Origin of the sequence: Rufibacter roseus (assembly GCF_001647285.1) — a bacterium.
Taxonomy (GTDB): Bacteria; Bacteroidota; Bacteroidia; order Cytophagales; family Hymenobacteraceae; genus Nibribacter; species Nibribacter roseus.
The window spans coordinates 101,925-117,020 of record NZ_LRML01000014.1 but is presented as its reverse complement, the minus strand read 5'-3'; the positions used below and the strand labels follow the sequence as shown (position 1 = coordinate 117,020).

At 46.2% G+C, this 15,096-nt stretch carries 13 protein-coding genes; 5 read left to right on the top strand and 8 right to left on the bottom strand.

Annotated elements, in window-relative coordinates:
• Positions 1 to 251: 251 nt before the first annotated feature.
• The 6 genes from A8O23_RS17610 to A8O23_RS17585 all read right to left on the bottom strand — a co-directional run bounded on the left by A8O23_RS17610 (position 252) and on the right by A8O23_RS17585 (position 8,286).
• On the bottom strand, positions 252 to 3,653 hold the full coding sequence (locus tag A8O23_RS17610; protein WP_066624152.1) for a two-component regulator propeller domain-containing protein: 3,402 nt from the start codon (positions 3,651 to 3,653) through the stop codon (positions 252 to 254).
• Between the two features lie 401 nt (positions 3,654 to 4,054).
• A complete protein-coding gene (locus A8O23_RS17605; protein ID WP_066624150.1) occupies positions 4,055 to 4,690 on the bottom strand; it encodes a TlpA family protein disulfide reductase in 636 nt (211 codons plus the stop codon).
• 103 nt (positions 4,691 to 4,793) lie between these two features.
• Positions 4,794 to 5,207, bottom strand: coding sequence for a YeeE/YedE family protein (locus A8O23_RS17600; RefSeq protein ID WP_066624148.1), 414 nt, complete (start codon positions 5,205 to 5,207; stop codon positions 4,794 to 4,796).
• Between the two features lie 44 nt (positions 5,208 to 5,251).
• Positions 5,252 to 5,809, bottom strand: coding sequence for a YeeE/YedE family protein (locus tag A8O23_RS17595; protein WP_066624146.1), 558 nt, complete (start codon positions 5,807 to 5,809; stop codon positions 5,252 to 5,254).
• Positions 5,810 to 5,936: 127 nt separating this feature from the next.
• Positions 5,937 to 7,346, bottom strand: coding sequence for an MBL fold metallo-hydrolase (locus A8O23_RS17590; protein WP_066624143.1), 1,410 nt, complete (start codon positions 7,344 to 7,346; stop codon positions 5,937 to 5,939).
• 94 nt (positions 7,347 to 7,440) lie between these two features.
• On the bottom strand, positions 7,441 to 8,286 hold the full coding sequence (locus A8O23_RS17585) for a sulfite exporter TauE/SafE family protein (RefSeq protein ID WP_066624140.1): 846 nt from the start codon (positions 8,284 to 8,286) through the stop codon (positions 7,441 to 7,443).
• Between the two features lie 417 nt (positions 8,287 to 8,703).
• On the opposite strand from A8O23_RS17585, the gene A8O23_RS17580 reads away from it, so the two are divergent.
• The 3 genes from A8O23_RS17580 to A8O23_RS17570 all read left to right on the top strand — a co-directional run bounded on the left by A8O23_RS17580 (position 8,704) and on the right by A8O23_RS17570 (position 11,844).
• On the top strand, positions 8,704 to 9,480 hold the full coding sequence (locus A8O23_RS17580) for a sterol desaturase family protein (protein ID WP_066624138.1): 777 nt from the start codon (positions 8,704 to 8,706) through the stop codon (positions 9,478 to 9,480).
• 368 nt (positions 9,481 to 9,848) lie between these two features.
• Positions 9,849 to 10,925 (top strand): aldose epimerase family protein, encoded by a 1,077-nt coding sequence (locus tag A8O23_RS17575; protein WP_066624136.1) that lies wholly within the window; start codon positions 9,849 to 9,851, stop codon positions 10,923 to 10,925.
• A 205-nt stretch (positions 10,926 to 11,130) separates the two neighbouring features.
• The gene (locus A8O23_RS17570; RefSeq protein ID WP_377130524.1) at positions 11,131 to 11,844 is read left to right on the top strand and encodes an NUDIX hydrolase; all 714 of its coding nucleotides are present in this window, start codon (positions 11,131 to 11,133) and stop codon (positions 11,842 to 11,844) included.
• A 38-nt stretch (positions 11,845 to 11,882) separates the two neighbouring features.
• Here the strand turns inward: A8O23_RS17570 and A8O23_RS17565 are convergent, their stop codons facing one another.
• Entirely contained in the window at positions 11,883 to 13,268 is a 1,386-nt protein-coding gene (locus A8O23_RS17565) for an aldehyde dehydrogenase (RefSeq protein ID WP_066624126.1), read from the bottom strand.
• Positions 13,269 to 13,520: 252 nt separating this feature from the next.
• Here A8O23_RS17565 and A8O23_RS17560 point away from each other — a divergent pair, with 252 nt between their 5' ends.
• Complete coding sequence (locus A8O23_RS17560) at positions 13,521 to 13,994, top strand: hypothetical protein (RefSeq protein ID WP_066624123.1); 474 nt, start codon at positions 13,521 to 13,523, stop codon at positions 13,992 to 13,994.
• Positions 13,995 to 14,174: 180 nt separating this feature from the next.
• Here A8O23_RS17560 and A8O23_RS17555 read toward each other — a convergent pair whose 3' ends face one another.
• Positions 14,175 to 14,411 carry a hypothetical protein gene (locus A8O23_RS17555; RefSeq protein WP_153042264.1) on the bottom strand — a complete coding sequence of 79 codons (237 nt, stop codon included), beginning with the start codon at positions 14,409 to 14,411 and terminating at the stop codon, positions 14,175 to 14,177.
• 293 nt (positions 14,412 to 14,704) lie between these two features.
• On the opposite strand from A8O23_RS17555, the gene A8O23_RS17550 reads away from it, so the two are divergent.
• Complete coding sequence (locus A8O23_RS17550) at positions 14,705 to 15,076, top strand: DMT family protein (RefSeq protein ID WP_066624117.1); 372 nt, start codon at positions 14,705 to 14,707, stop codon at positions 15,074 to 15,076.
• Positions 15,077 to 15,096: the final 20 nt, after the last annotated feature.

Genomic DNA, 15,096 nt, shown 5'->3' with positions numbered 1-15,096 from the left:
GGGGTGGCGCATACAGCCAGGCTGGTGGTAAGGTAACTCTGGAGTTCCAGTAGCGTTAGCAAACCATGAATAAAAAAGTTTGATAGTTAATCATAAATGGAAAAAGGATAAACCAGTTCTAGAACTGGTTTATCCTTTTTCCATTTATGCCTTGTTGCTTAGTAAAGGACTTGGTTTGCTATGTGGCTAGATCACTTCTTCTTTGCTCCAACTAGCTTTATCGTACAGGTACACAGGTTTACGGCTTAGATCTACACCTCCTGTACTTCCTGGTCTTTATCCACACTTTCAGCTTTACTGACAATGTCTTTTATGATGGTGTCAAGTTCAACGCTAGAGGATTTGATATAGGAGAACAACGTCTGTTGGTCTACCTGAGAAGTATTGTCTTGTAATAAATTGATCAAGCCTAAAATACGGGCCAACGGGGCTCTAACCACATGGCTCTGGATCCAGGTGATTTCGCGGAGGCGGGCGTTTTGCATTTCAATGGCCTTCAGATACTCTTGTCGCTCGGTGAAGTCCCGTTGAATAGAAATAAAATGAGTGATGTGCCCTTGCTTGTCAGTGATAGGAGAGATGTTGATGTTGACAAAAAACTCTTCTCCGTTCTTTCGGTAATTGATAACGCCTACTTCACAAGCCTCGCCATTTTCAATAGCGTTTCGTAACCGGTTAAGCGTAAGCCTGTCGGTTTTAGGGCCTTGTAGCATCCGCGGCGACTGGCCAAAGACTTCTGAGGCAGAGTACCCCGTCATTTCTGTAAACGCTTTATTAACGTAGATAATGCGAGGACCCGGTTCGTTTAACAGGTCGGCTTCTGTAATGAGTACCGCATCGTTGGCATGGGTGATAACTGACTCCAATAGTCTCAGCCGTTCTTCTTCTTCCTTTAGCTTGGTGACATCTTGCATGGCTCCTAGCATTCTAACGGCTTTGCCAGATTGATCCCGTAGAATGTAGCCATGGTCATTGACGTAGGCAAATTCATTATTCGCCTTCCGGAAACGATATTCAGCAAACCAGATAGTGGTATCTCCTGCAATAGCATTGAAAAAAGTATCAGTTACTCTGTGGTAGTCTTCGGGGTGCAGGTTATCCATCCATAAGTTGAAGTTACTTTTGATGTCCACTGGAGAATAACCAAAGTGGCGGGTGAGATTTTCTCCCCAATACATTTCATGTTGTATAAGATCGTAGTCCCAGATTACATCTGAAGTGGCTTTGTTTATTAGGCTAAAACGGTCGTTGCTGACTTGTAGATCTTTGGTGCGTGCCTCTACCAGCGCTACAAGTTTCGCTTCTTGTTGGTGCTGGGCCAGTACTTTCTTGGCAGTATATCCAGCCACGAACAACAGGAGGAGTAAAGCAGATTTAAACCACAATGTTTGGTAGAAGAATGGCTCAACAGTAAAGTGAAGTTGCCTTGTTTCAGACCAGGTGCCGTTCAATTCTGCTTTTACCTCAAACGTGTAATTGCCGGGCTCTAAAGATGAGAAATAAGCAGTTCTTCTTTGACCTGCCAATTCCCATGCCTCGTCAACCTCTTTCAATCGGTAGTGGAAATTGATTTCATTGGGGCTGTAGAAGTTGATACTGGTGTAGTCAATTGCTACGGTATGAACCCCAGGCGGAAGTGAAACGTTTTTAGACAAGTCTACCAACTCATTGGCAAAACGCATGGTCTGTATGTGAATGTTGGCTGTGTAAGGAGCTTCATTCAATTGAACAGGGTCTATTATCGCTATTCCTTCTACTGTAGGAAACCATAGGCTGCCGTCTTGCATTTTGGTGCCTGCCGGAAAAACTCCTCCGTTGGTTTCAGCATTACGCATGCCATCAGCGTGGTTGTACAATTGTGCCTGAATGGTCTCTTTTCCAGAATTACCTGACTTCGCTTTCTCCAGATCAGAAGTGGCTATTCTCTGAATGCCATAGGCTCCACTAAGCCAAACGGAACCCAAACCGTCATCTAAGATCTGGTAGATATCATTGAAGGCTAAACCGTTCTTCTTGTTTATAAGAGTGAACTTTTGACCGTTAATGAAGACCAATCCTTTTTCAGTGCCTAACCAGATGGTGCCGCTTTTGTCTTGGTAAAAGCAATTAATGATATTGGCGGGTAAACCTTTGCTAGGAAGGTATGCTGTTATTTTTCCACTAGGGGTTATGCATAGTGCGCCAGCACCTCTGCTCCCAAACCACTTGTTATGGTGTTGGTCTTCAAAAGCGCTAACGAAATCAGTTTGAGAAAAAGAAGAAGGTATAGGCAGGCTTGAAATTTTTCCTTCAGGATGAAGCGTGTGAATTCCACCGGAGCGGGTGGCAATCCATACAGTTTGGCTGGCATCAGTCAGGATAGCCTGTACTAAATTACTGGCCAAACCGTCTGCCTGGGTGAAGTGCTGGTCTATTTTTCCTGTTTGTAAATTAAACCGGTTCAAACCATTTGGAGTGCCTATGTATACGGCATCTTTGGTTCCACCGATAGACAGAATCAAATCAGATGCTAAGCCTTGCTTATGATTAAGATGCAAAGACTTGCCTTTTGAGATTTTAGTAACACCCTGACCAGCGGTCCCCACCCATACATCACCGGAGGAGTGCTGATAAATAGGCAGCACAATTTCGCTGGCCAGCTTGAATCTGGGAGACAGCATGTGCACCTGAGCTGGTTTCAACTGTACCAGTCCAGAGGCGGCGGTACCCAACCAGAGCATGTCTCTGCCGGTAAACAAAATGCTTCGCACCCCATCAGGGGGTAAGCCATTCGCTATTAGAGGCTGAAACTTTCCGTCCTGTAGTTGGTGCACTCCAGAGGTAAGGGTTCCTGCCCACACTTGCCCATTAGGAGCAATGGCTAACGCGGTAATAAAGAGCTCTGGTAGCCCTTCTTTCATAGTGTAGTTTGTTTCTTTAGAACCTGCCAGGTGAAAGACACCGTGCTCTTTAGTGCCAATCCAAATGGTTCCGTCTGGGGCATGAGCCAGTGTTCTGATGTACTTGTCCTCGTACCCTTTAATGTTCTGCGGCTGTTGGGTCTTGTGGTTTAGTTGATACAATCCTGCGTTGGTGCCAACCAATAAACCGTTAGGGCCAGAAGAGATAGATTGAATAGAGCGTTTTTCTGCTAATTTCCAGAATTTAGGCTGCTTAACGGAGCCATTTTCAACATAAAGTAAGTGGCCTGAAACAGTGCCTACCCAAATTCTTCCGGCAGGATCTTCTGCCAATGTTGTGATACGGGTGTTTAAAATACTAGTGGAGACATCAAGAACAGTAGTCTTATGCTGGCTTATGTATACCAACTGATGGTCAGTGGCTGCCCATATACCTCCATTTTTTGATGGAGCAATGGCATAAAACATGCTAGAGGAGAGGTCAGGAAGGGTAGATTCATTGAAAACTGCAAACGTATGCCCGTCAAACCGAACTAATCCATCTTCCGTGGCAGCCCAGATAAAGCCTGCCTTGTCTTTCTTTACTTCAAAAACCGCATTCTGAGGTAGCCCGTTTTTATTGTCCCACACTTGGGTTACATAGCCAGCCTCATACCAAGGTGTGTTGGCAGAAGCGGCTGAGGCAACAGTAAAGCTAGCAAGTTGCAGTAGTATGAAAAAGTACAGATATTCAGCTGATTTGAACCCACGCATGCCTTCCGTAATATATTAGAAACGGTAACCTCTGCTCATTCTTGAGGAGAGACTACGCCTTCATACAACATAGCTTCAGCGGAAATACGGTGGGGGAGACGTATTTGTGCTGCTGTTAATTATTCAATTTTAAATAAAAAAATATTAGTTCCTGCTCTTTTGTTAATATTTACTTAAAGTTATGGATATAATGCAATATTTGCTTGTAATCTTAATGAGCAGCTGAAGAGAGGCTGAGACACTTTTTTTAATTGCCTGATAACCAAAGGAAAAAGCACCTTGAATAGCTGGTCACTTAAAAAAGTATTTAGCCTGTCTGCACTATTGGGTAGAAGAAAAGCACAGGTTGAACTGTGTGCCATTCAGTATACAGAAATGAATAATTTTTTACAGGTGCCCTGCTACTTGGCAAGCTGCAGCAGGTATTCACGCATTTCTTTGGTGTCATACGCCGCCATGCCTACCTGAGTGGCTACTATTTTACCTTCGGGTGAAATAATATAGGTGGTGGGGATTGAGGGGCTCTGGAATTCCTCTGGGAAATTGCTGTGGGGCAGGTATACCGGAAAGGTATAGCCTTTCTTTTCGATATACTTCTTGACTTTGCCCATGCCGCCTCTGTCAACTGATAGCATCACAAACGCAATTTTGTTTGAATATAACTTGTTGTAGAGGCTTTGGATGTTTGGCATTTCAGCCACGCACGGAGGGCACCAAGTAGCCCAAACGTTCAGAAAAATCACTTTGCCTTTCAGAGTCTCAAAATTGACAGTTTTTCCATCTAGCCCTGTAATCTTAAAACCAGTACCTACCATTTTAGGAGCAGGAAGGGGGGAGATAGCGCTGGAAAAGGAAACGGGTGTGTTGGTTTCAACCGCCATTGGAATGTCTGCTTTTTTAAAACCGGAGGCTAGTAGGAGGCGCTGCACTTGCCCAATAGCCTCTGTATGTAGCCCAGTGGCATATAATAGACCAAATACGGCTAAAATGATTACCCAGCCCGGTATGTTCTTGAGTGAGAACCTCTGTTTGCTCATGATTTCTCCTATTTAATTATGAATTGTGGATAGAGCCACTTCTCTGAAGCCTCTGTTTTAGGTTTGTTTTCCGAAAAACAGACCCAAAACAGAGAATGCTAGTCTAATGCGGAAGACGGGATCTAACTAAGCCGTACAGAAATGTACCAGCCACTGCCCCTACAATGGCTATCAAAATTGGCCAAAACCCATGACCTATGTTCACAAACAAGGGGCCGGGGCAGGCACCCACCAAGGCCCAGCCCAACCCAAAGATAATGCCACCAATCAGGTAACGCGGCACTGATTTTTCTTTGGGCTTGAACAGAATAGGATTACCCTGAAAATCGCGGAGGTTGTATTTTTTGATGAGCCATACCGCTGTCACGCCTAGTATTACGGCCGTGCCGATGATGCCGTACATATGAAAGCCCTGGAACCGGAACATCTCCTGAATGCGGTACCAGGAAATGGCTTCTGATTTGCTCATCACAATGCCGAAGAGAATGCCAGTTAAAATGTATTTCAGTCCTTTCATGGCTATGGGTGATTTGGGTAGTGAAGTAGCGCCCAGTAAGTAATTTAAAAGATAAGAGGTAGCAATAGGAATGTCATGATGAGCCCGCCAATGAAAAAGCCAATGACGGCAATGAGCGAGGGCAACTGCAGGTTTGACAATCCGCTGATGGCGTGGCCAGAGGTGCAACCGCCGGCGTATCTGGTGCCGAAGCCAATGAGCAGCCCACCTACCAGCAGTACCAAAACCGTCTTCAGGTCAGATAAAGCCTCAGATCCGAAAAGTTCCTGTGGCTGTAGATCCTGGGGGGCGGCAAATCCCAGCTCCTGAATATCTTGAACTGTGGCCTGCGATATTTGTATTGGCTCGCCGTCAGATAACCAGGTAGTGGAAATAAATCCGCCTAGAATGGCCCCCACCAGAAACAGTAGATTCCAGGTTTGTGCTTTCCAGTTGAAGTCAAAAAACGAATTAACCTTACCGGCCCCGCAGGCCGCGCAAATAACCCTGAGGTTGGAGGAAAAGCCAAACGACTTCCCAAAAAATAGCAGCAGCACCAGCACCAGAGCAATTACTGCCCCTGAAACAAACCAATGCCATGGCCCACTAAGTGTTTCTAGCATAACTCTATTATTTTAGATAATACAACAACTGTAGGGGCAGGGACTGCCTTGCCTCAAGCCGAATCCTGAAAGTATAACTGTTACTAGCTTCAAAACAGCTCCAAGGTTTCTTCAGCAGCAGCATGCGCTATAAAGTAGAGGGGCAAACAAAAGCAGTTCTGGGCACCGATGTCTCAGAAATTCCTTTGAAGCCTTGCTGTACGTTTACCACTTTATCAAATCCACGTGCTTTCAGAATGGAAGCCGCAATCATGGAGCGGTAGCCGCCTGCGCAGTGCAGGTACATGGTCTCTTTTTTCGGGAGCTCGGCCAGATGATCATTTAAGTAGTCGAGCGGGGCGTTACTGGCGGTGGTGATGTGCTCCGCCTGAAACTCACTGGGCTTGCGCACATCCACTACGGGCAGCTTCTGATTTTGCTTGTAGCGCTGCTCAAATTCTTGCGGCGAAATAGATTCAACGGTATCCATTTCTTTGCCCGCTTGCTGCCATGCCTTAAAACCGCCTTTCAAGTACCCGATGGTATGGTCGTAGCCCACGCGGGCCAGGCGAGTTACTACTTCTTCCTCGCGGCCCTCCTCAGTTACGAGCAGAATCTGCTGCTTTATGTCTGGTATTAAAGTGCCCACCCACGGCGCGAAACCACCATTAATACCAATGTTGATAGAGTTCGGGATGAAGCCTTGGGCAAATGTTTCAGGATGTCGCGTGTCCAACACCAAGGCGCCGGTTTCGTTGGCTGCTGTTTCAAACGCCTCGGGTTCTAAGGCCTGCAGACCTTTCTCCAGCACCTCAGAAATGCTGTCATAGCCCTGCTTATTGAGCATTACGTTCAGCGGGAAGTAACTGGGCGGCGGGGTGAGGCCATGGGTTACCTCTTCTATGAACTCCTCTTTGGTCATGGTGGCGCGCAGGGCGTAGTTTGTTTCTTTCTGATGACCAAGCGTGTCAAAGGTTTCTTTGCTCATGTTCTTGCCGCAGGCGCTTCCGGCCCCGTGGGCAGGGTACACCAGCACGTCATCGGCTAAAGGCATAATCTTAGTACGGAGCGAATCATATAAGTGGCCGGCCAACTGCTCCCGCGTCAGGTCTGACTTGGCAGCCAAATCAGGGCGGCCTACATCTCCAATAAAAAGAGTGTCGCCGGTGAAGAGGGCGTAATCTTTGCCGCTTTCGTTTTTAAGCAGGTAGGTAGTAGACTCCATGGTGTGCCCCGGGGTATGCAGCACCTTAATGGTCAGGTTGCCTACTTTCAGTTCTTCGCCGTCTTGGGCAATGTAAGACTCGTACGTGGGGTTGGCGTTGGGGCCGAATATAATTTGGGCGCCGCTTGCCTTGGCTAAATCAACGTGGCCACTCACAAAGTCGGCGTGGAAGTGAGTTTCCAGCACGTATTTAATTTTAGCACCGCGACTTTCAGCCTTGGTCAAATAGGGCTGTATTTCGCGCAGCGGGTCAATGATGACGGCTTCGCCGTTGCTTTCAATGTAATAAGCGCCCTGTGCCAGGCAACCGGTATATATTTGTTCTACTAACATAGCTGTTCAGTATATTTCAGTTCTATTAATGCAAAGGTACCATAGCTGCAAAGCCCAGGCATTGTTTATGGTCACACAAGTTTATGGAGCTTTTCTAAAAGAAAATCTCTTTGCCAATGATGTACACGCCCATGACCAGTACAAACCAGCCAAACCCAGTTCTCAGTTTATCGGCATGAATTTTAGCCGATAAAAAGGAGCCGATGAAAATTCCCGCAATAGAAAGTGACGAGAAGATAGCTAAAAAGGACCAGTCAATGTCATAGTTGAAGATATCGCCCACAAACCCTAGCAGTGATTTGGCTGCAATAATGAGCAGTGAGGTGCCTACGGCCATTTTCATGTCTAACTTTGAGAAAAGCACCAACGCCGGAATAATCAGAAAACCACCGCCCGCACCCACTAAACCAGTAAGAGTGCCTACAATGGCACCCTCGGCTAGAATACCGGCGTAGTTGAATTTCGGCTCAACCTGTCTTATTGATGCAGTACCTTGGTCTAAGATAACAGTGTCTGCGTTTTCGTCTGCGGTTACTTTGGGTTTGGGGTTTCTTCTAATCATACTGACGGAGGCAAACACCATTAGTACCGCAAACAACAGCATGAGCAAAATTCCCTTAGTTACTTCAAAGTCGCCTAGGGTAAAAATGCTGCCTGGAATGGCGGGCACTATGTAACGCCGCGTGGCGTACACCGCCACAATAGAGGGTAGTCCAAATACCAGGGAAGTCTTCAGGCTCACCAGCCCTTTTTTGTAAAACTTGTAGCTTCCTACCAGACTAGTCAAACCCACAATAAAAAGTGAGTAGGCCGTGGCGATTACTGGGCTCAGGCCCAGTAAATACACCAGCGCCGGCACCGTTAATATTGAGCCGCCGCCGCCAATCAGTCCTAACGAAAGGCCTATGATCAATGCCGCTATGTAGCCCAAGACTTCCATGTGTTGCAGTAGTTTCTAGTTGCTGTGTAGCTTCATATATAGCAACAGTAATACTTAAAACGCGTGCATTCAAATGCGTAGCGCTGCTTGCTTATGAACCACAGGTTGCCCAAAACTAGTGAATTTTACTTGGGGCGTTTTTGGCCTCTTTTACAGAAATTGGCTCCAAATCAGTAATACTTTGAAAGCATTTGTGAAGAAGAACAGGAATTAGTGGGTTGATTCTAATAAAGCTTCCACATTATTGAGAAAGCCTAAAGCCAACCTGTTTTGCATGATAAAGTTAAATATAGTTTTATAAGACCAGCCCGATAGAAAATTATGGGGCAGGGTTGGTTCTGTATAAGCAAGAAAACTTTTGAGGGTAGTAGGTGCGTTATAATTTTGAGAGGCTATTAACCTTAAATATAATTACCTGTGGATGCTCAATTTTGGCTTTTGTATTCTGTGCTAGCGGCAAGGTATGTTTTTATAGCCGGTGTTGCCTTTTTGGTGTTTTATATTCTGTTGCCCAAGAAGTTCGCAGGCCGTAAAATTCAGGCGCTTTCTCCAAAGCGGAAAGATTATATGCGTGAAGTAGGGTACTCGTTCTTCACCTTCGTGGTTTTTGCGGCATACGGTGTTGTGCTTTCTGCGGAATGGGTGCTGCCTTACACACAAATTTATACTGATGTGCATGCATACAGTTGGGGTTATTTTGCTTTTAGCATTGTGCTGGCACTGGTGATTCATGACGCTTATTTTTATTGGACACACCGGCTCATGCATCATCCCAAACTATTTAAAGCATTTCATCTTACGCATCATAAATCAGTGAATCCTTCGCCTTGGGCAGCATTTTCATTTTCTCCTTTAGAAGCAGTAGTAGAGGGCGGAATTATTTTTGTAGTGGCGTTTCTTATTCCAATTCACCCGCTGGCCATTGTGGCGTTTCTGTTTTTTATGACGGTATACAATGTATACGGGCACCTGGGGTATGAAATTTACCCTCATTGGCTCGTAAACAGTAGCCTGGGCCGCTGGCTGAACACTTCTACGAACCATAATATGCACCACAAGTTCTTCAAAGGTAACTATGGGTTGTATTTCCGGTATTGGGATGAATGGATGGGCACCACCCACGCCAAGTATAATGAGACGCTTGCAAAACTGGTGAGTCCGCCGCAGGAGCCAGTGCAGGCTGTAAAGCGTTAAATTCTTTTCTTATGCTCCGCTGGTAAACACTCTTTCTAAAAGAAAAAGAAGGTGTGTGGAATTGCAAAAATTATGGGCTGCACGCGCCATTTCTCTTTGCTTCTAAGTAGTGTCCATACATTTAAGGTTGTTATGCATAGCAGTAATTACAAGTAAATCAACATTCATGTAAAGAGAAGCAATGAAGTGATTTGGAATATGTGGGGGTGCGATTTCTGTTTTTGGCTTGTTTTTCCCATTTTAGCCCAGAAACGCAGCGCTTGGTTTGGCGTAAGACGGAATAGTGGCAGCCTATGCGTTATGAAATGGCTTAGCCTTTTAATTTTACCCAATCACTCAATCACACATTCAACCATTCACTCTTTCACATGAGCACTCCAGAGGCAAACATCCCGGCGCGGGAAAACTTTCAGCAGACCATTGACGGCAAGAGGACAGATTTATTTGTGCTGAAGAACAAAAACAACTTACAGGCAGCCATCACCAACTATGGCGGGCGCTTAGTAGGGCTATGGGTGCCTGATAAAAACGGGAAGCTGGTGGATGTGGTGATTGGGCATGATAACGTGCAAACTTTTGCAGAAGGAGAAGACTCATATTATGGCGCCACGGTAGGGCGTTACGCCAACAGAATAGCCAACGGTAAGTTTACCCTGGAAGGGCAAGGATACAGGCTGGCAACCAACAACGCACCCAATCATCTGCATGGCGGAGACAAAGGCTTTTCCAGAGTGGTATGGGAGGCTGATCAGCTGAGCGAGCAGACGCTGCGCCTGCGTTACGTGTCTCAAGGCATGGAGGAAGGTTATCCGGGGGGGTTGACGGTCATGGTGGTTTATACTCTGACAGACAATAATGAACTGACCATTGAGTATGCCGCCACTACAGACAAGACTACCGTAGTCAACCTCACCAACCACGCTTATTTTAACCTCAACGGCGAAGGCAGTGGCTCTATCCTGAACCATGTGCTCCAGATAAAGGCTGATCAATTTACACCCATAGACGCAACCTCTATACCTACTGGTGAGCTGGCACCTGTGGCGGGCACCCCATTTGACTTTACCCAGCCTACTGCCATTGGAGAGCGAATTGAACAGGAGCATGAGCAACTGCAGCATGGCCAGGGATATGACCACAATTTTGTTTTAGCAGAAGAGCCTCGGCAAGAATTGGCTTTTGCCGCCTCGGCCTTAGGCGACCAAAGCGGTATACTGATGGAGGTGTTCACGCAAGAGCCGGGGGTGCAGCTATACACGGGCAACTTTATGAGAGGGGAGCGCACGCTGAAAAGCGGAGCTAAAGATGCACGCCGTACGGCTTTCTGCCTAGAGACACAGCTGTTTCCAGATTCGCCTAATAAACCACATTTCCCTTCAGCGGTGTTAAGAACCGGCGAAACCTATAAAACGGCCACTGTTTACAAGTTCTCTGTTCAAAAGTAAGGCAGCGAAAGTGTGAGGTCTACTGCATTTCATTTTTTCAGGTGCAGCACAATTCTTAACTTGGCATCAGGTATGCATTAAGGTGAGGTAATTCACCCATTTCAAGGTACATGTGCAAGGCCTGTTTTTGCGCTGTTTTCCAGAAAAGAGCCTCAAAACGTGATTCTTGCTCTGATAAACCAGTTACACATCTAATTCTCCAGCTTTGAAAATCAGAAGTTACAAAGGGCAAACCCGAATGCTGGTAGCAGTAGACTGCATTATCTTTGGGTTTGACGGGAACAATTTTAAAATACTACTAGCTCAAAAAAGCTTTGCCCCTGAGAAAGACAAGTACAGCTTAATGGGGGGCTTTATTTGGGCGGAGGAAACCGTGGAGGAAGCAGCACAGCGCATTCTGAAGAGACTGACTGGGCTGGAGGGCGTTTACCTAGATCAAATTCATACCTTCAGTGCACCTGGCCGTGACCCAGTGGAGCGTACCATTTCCGTTGCTTTTGTAGCTTTGATTGACATTCATAAATACGAAAAGCAGATCATCCATGAGTACAACGCCGATTGGTTTCTGCTGCAAGACAAGCCCAAGCTAATCTTTGACCATGATGACATGGTAGACACCGCAAAAAAGTACCTGCGGTACAAGGCAGCCATGCACCCGCTTCTGTTTGAGCTGCTCCCTGAAAAATTTACCCTTCCGCAGCTGCAAGCGCTGTACGAAGGCCTCTATGAAACCAGCTTTGACAAGCGTAACTTCAGCCGGAAAGTGTTGTCGGCCGGAATTCTGATCAGGTTAGATGAGAAGGAAAAAGAGAGCTCTAAGAAGGGAGCCTACTATTTTACCTTAGATAAAAATAAATACCTTAACCCAAGCAAAGACTTCCTGAACCTGATCCCAAATCCGGAGAAGCATGTGTATTAGACGTAGCTATCGATTCTGGTGAGAAAACCATCTATGCTCTACAGCCACTTAAACACCTTTCTCACCCAGTTTATTTTGTTTCCGTAAGGAGCGTAACGCAAGGCGGAATCTGGCCAGAAAGGCTTTTTCAGCACACTTTTAAAATGAGAAAAAGCTTCAAAGCTGGCCTTGCCGTGGTAGTTGCCTTGCCCACTCTCGCCTACGCCGCCAAAGGGCAGGTGGGGGTTGGCTAAATGAGAGATAGTATCGTTGAGGCAAACCCCACCAGAAGAGGTTTGGGTGAGCACTACCTGTTGTGCGGTTTTATCTTTTGAGAAAAAGTAAAGAGCCAACGGCTTAGGTCGGGCCTTTATTTCGGCAATAGCCTCCGGCAAGCTTTTAAAAGACAGCACCGGCAAAATTGGCCCAAAAATCTCTTCCTGCATGATTGGGTCTTGCCAGCTAACATTTTGCACTATTGTGGGCGCCAGGTAGAGTTGATCAGCATTGGCTTGCCCGCCATGGTACACCTCTGCCTTTTGCAATAAACTTGTTAGCCGCTGGAAATGCTTTTGGTTAATGATGCGGGCATAGTCTGGGCTGGCGGCGGGGTCAGGGCCGTAAAACTCATGAATGGCTTCTAGCAATTGGGCCAACAGTGGCTGCACCACTTTCTCCTGCACCAGCAAATAGTCTGGCGCTACGCAGGTTTGGCCGGCATTCAGAAATTTTCCCCAGACAATCCGCTTGGCGGTAATTTTTAAATCAGCAGTTTGATCAATGATGCACGGGCTTTTGCCGCCCAATTCCAACGTTACCGGAATTAGTTGCTTAGCTGCCGCTTGGGCTACAATTCGGCCAACAGGTACACTTCCCGTGAAAAAGATTTTGTCAAAGGGCAGTGCCAGCAAGGCCTGACTTATATCAGCTCCTCCCTGGGCAACGGTTATGTACTCAGCCGGAAAATGCTGCTGCACTATTCTGGCAATGAGCTGGCTGGTGGCAGGCGTAAGTTCTGAAGGCTTCAGTATTGCGCAACAACCAGCCGCCATGGCTCCGAGCAAAGGTGATAAGGTGAGCTGAAACGGATAATTCCAGGCCCCGATAATCAGAGACACGCCGTAAGGTTCTGGGTAAATGGCATCTTTGGAAGGGAAATTCAGCAAACTGGCCTTAACTTTTTTCGGCTTCATCCACTTGCCCAGGTGCTTTTGCAGAAACTTAATCTCAGAAAGCAGAATGGCAATTTCAGTGACATAGGTTTCAAAAGGAGGCTTTCCGAAATCAGAAGCCAGTGCGGAGATAATATTTTGCTCTTCTGCCCGTATTACTTGCTCCAGCCTATGCAACATGCTTTTTCTGAACGCAAGGCCTTTGGTATGGCCTGACGTGAAATATGCTTTTTGGGCGTGGAGTAAAGAAGAAATATCTGGCGAAGTGTTCATTATAAAAAAGCGATAGTTGCTCTAAAGGTATACGCTGTTTGGCCCGTGCAGATGAGCTGTGTTAAATTTTTTGGGTCAGGGTGGTGCGTATCGTTTTTCGGCTATTTTTGCGAAAACAAGCCAAAAACGCAATAGGTAAATATTAAGCAAAAAGTTTTGTGTATCTCCTAACCACTTTAGGTCCTAGATGCGTAAAAACGGAAACTGCACCCTCGGGCGGCAATTTAACTAGAAGCTAAAACAGACAAAGATATGGCACCACGCACCAATTACGACGACGAATACGGCTACGACGACGACGATCTGAACAACAGCCATTTTGATGACGAATTCTCTTTTGACGATGACGACGATGAACTTGGCGGCGGCAAGGGCAGTGTTGGCTTAGACGATGACGAGGAAGTAAACCTGCCGTACGAGGGAGAGCTTTTTAACGAGATGCTTAGCAAGCTGCATGGTACTCTTATCATGTATGGCGAGGACGACCCTGCCATGATGGACCTGCAAGCCGAGCTGCTTCAGATTGACTCAGAAAAAGATGAAGTGGTAGATGACATGTTCTATTTAGAGGAGGCCAGCCAGATTGCTAAAATCCTGAAAAGACACGTAAGCGCCTCGCCTAAGATCAAAGAGATTCATGACAATTTCATGAAAGACATTACCCGTTTCAGTGATGAGTCTGCTGAAGGCCACGTGGGTGATTACTATTTGGAAGACGAGGAGTAGAAAACAGATTCGTGTTTTGGGCCTGTTTTCAGGAAAACAGTCCCAAAACAGGATAGGCGCCTGTGATTATATAAAAAGAGCGCGGTACCCCTCAGGTGCCGCGCTCTTTTTATATAGGTAGTTTCTGCTACTGTTTGACCACCCTGGTGGTGTTTTCGAAATCCGCTCCGCTTACTCTCATTATGTAAGAGCCGGCCGCCAACTGCTTTGGTCAACCTGCTGGTTTGCGCCTATCTCCAACTGCTTGGTAGAGGCCAGCTTTCCTTCCCCTACTTTGCCTATAGAAGCAGCCTGAGCTTCAAGAAAGTCCAGAATACCATCATTGTCAGCGTCAATGTCCATGAAATCTTTATAACTGCCTCCGTCTGTATCTGGCATAGCGAAGATAGACGTACCATCTGCTTTCAAAGAATTCAAAGGAATGCCTGAACTGTTCACCCTACCAGTTATAACGCCGGCGCATAGTTGTTAAATAGTATTTGTAAGGATTAAACTTTGTTGGGCGCGTCAAAACCTGCTGTAGGTAGGAGAGGGGGTAATTATTTTGTGATAGTTAAGAAGGAGCTCGGGCTTACATGTTGCATTGTCTGGCTAATAAGTAGAAGAAGCCTGCAGCTATTTACTGGTGCTGGGTATAGGTAAGTTAGGTGCCTTGGTATCAGAAGGATTGAAAGTATCTGTTAACTTACCAGTTCTTTTAAATTTACTGTATGAAGCCAATCTATACTATTTTGTTGCTCAGCCTGTCTAACTTGTTCATGACTTTTGCCTGGTATGGGCACCTGTATTTCAAGAAAATAACCTGGTTGCAGAAGCTGGGGCTGGTGAGCGTTATATTAATTAGCTGGGGTTTGGCGTTCTTTGAATATATATTCCAGGTGCCGGCCAACAAAATAGGCTTCCAAGGGAACGGTGGCCCTTTCTCGCTCTTCGAGCTGAAGACACTGCAAGAAGTAATATCGCTGACTGTGTTTACTTTGGTATCGGTATATGTCTTTAAATCAGAGCGCCTGGCGTGGAACCATGTGGTAGGATTTGTTTTGTTGGTGCTGGCAGTGTTCTTCGTGTTTAAGAAGTGGTAAGCATGGCGAGTATCAGCTAG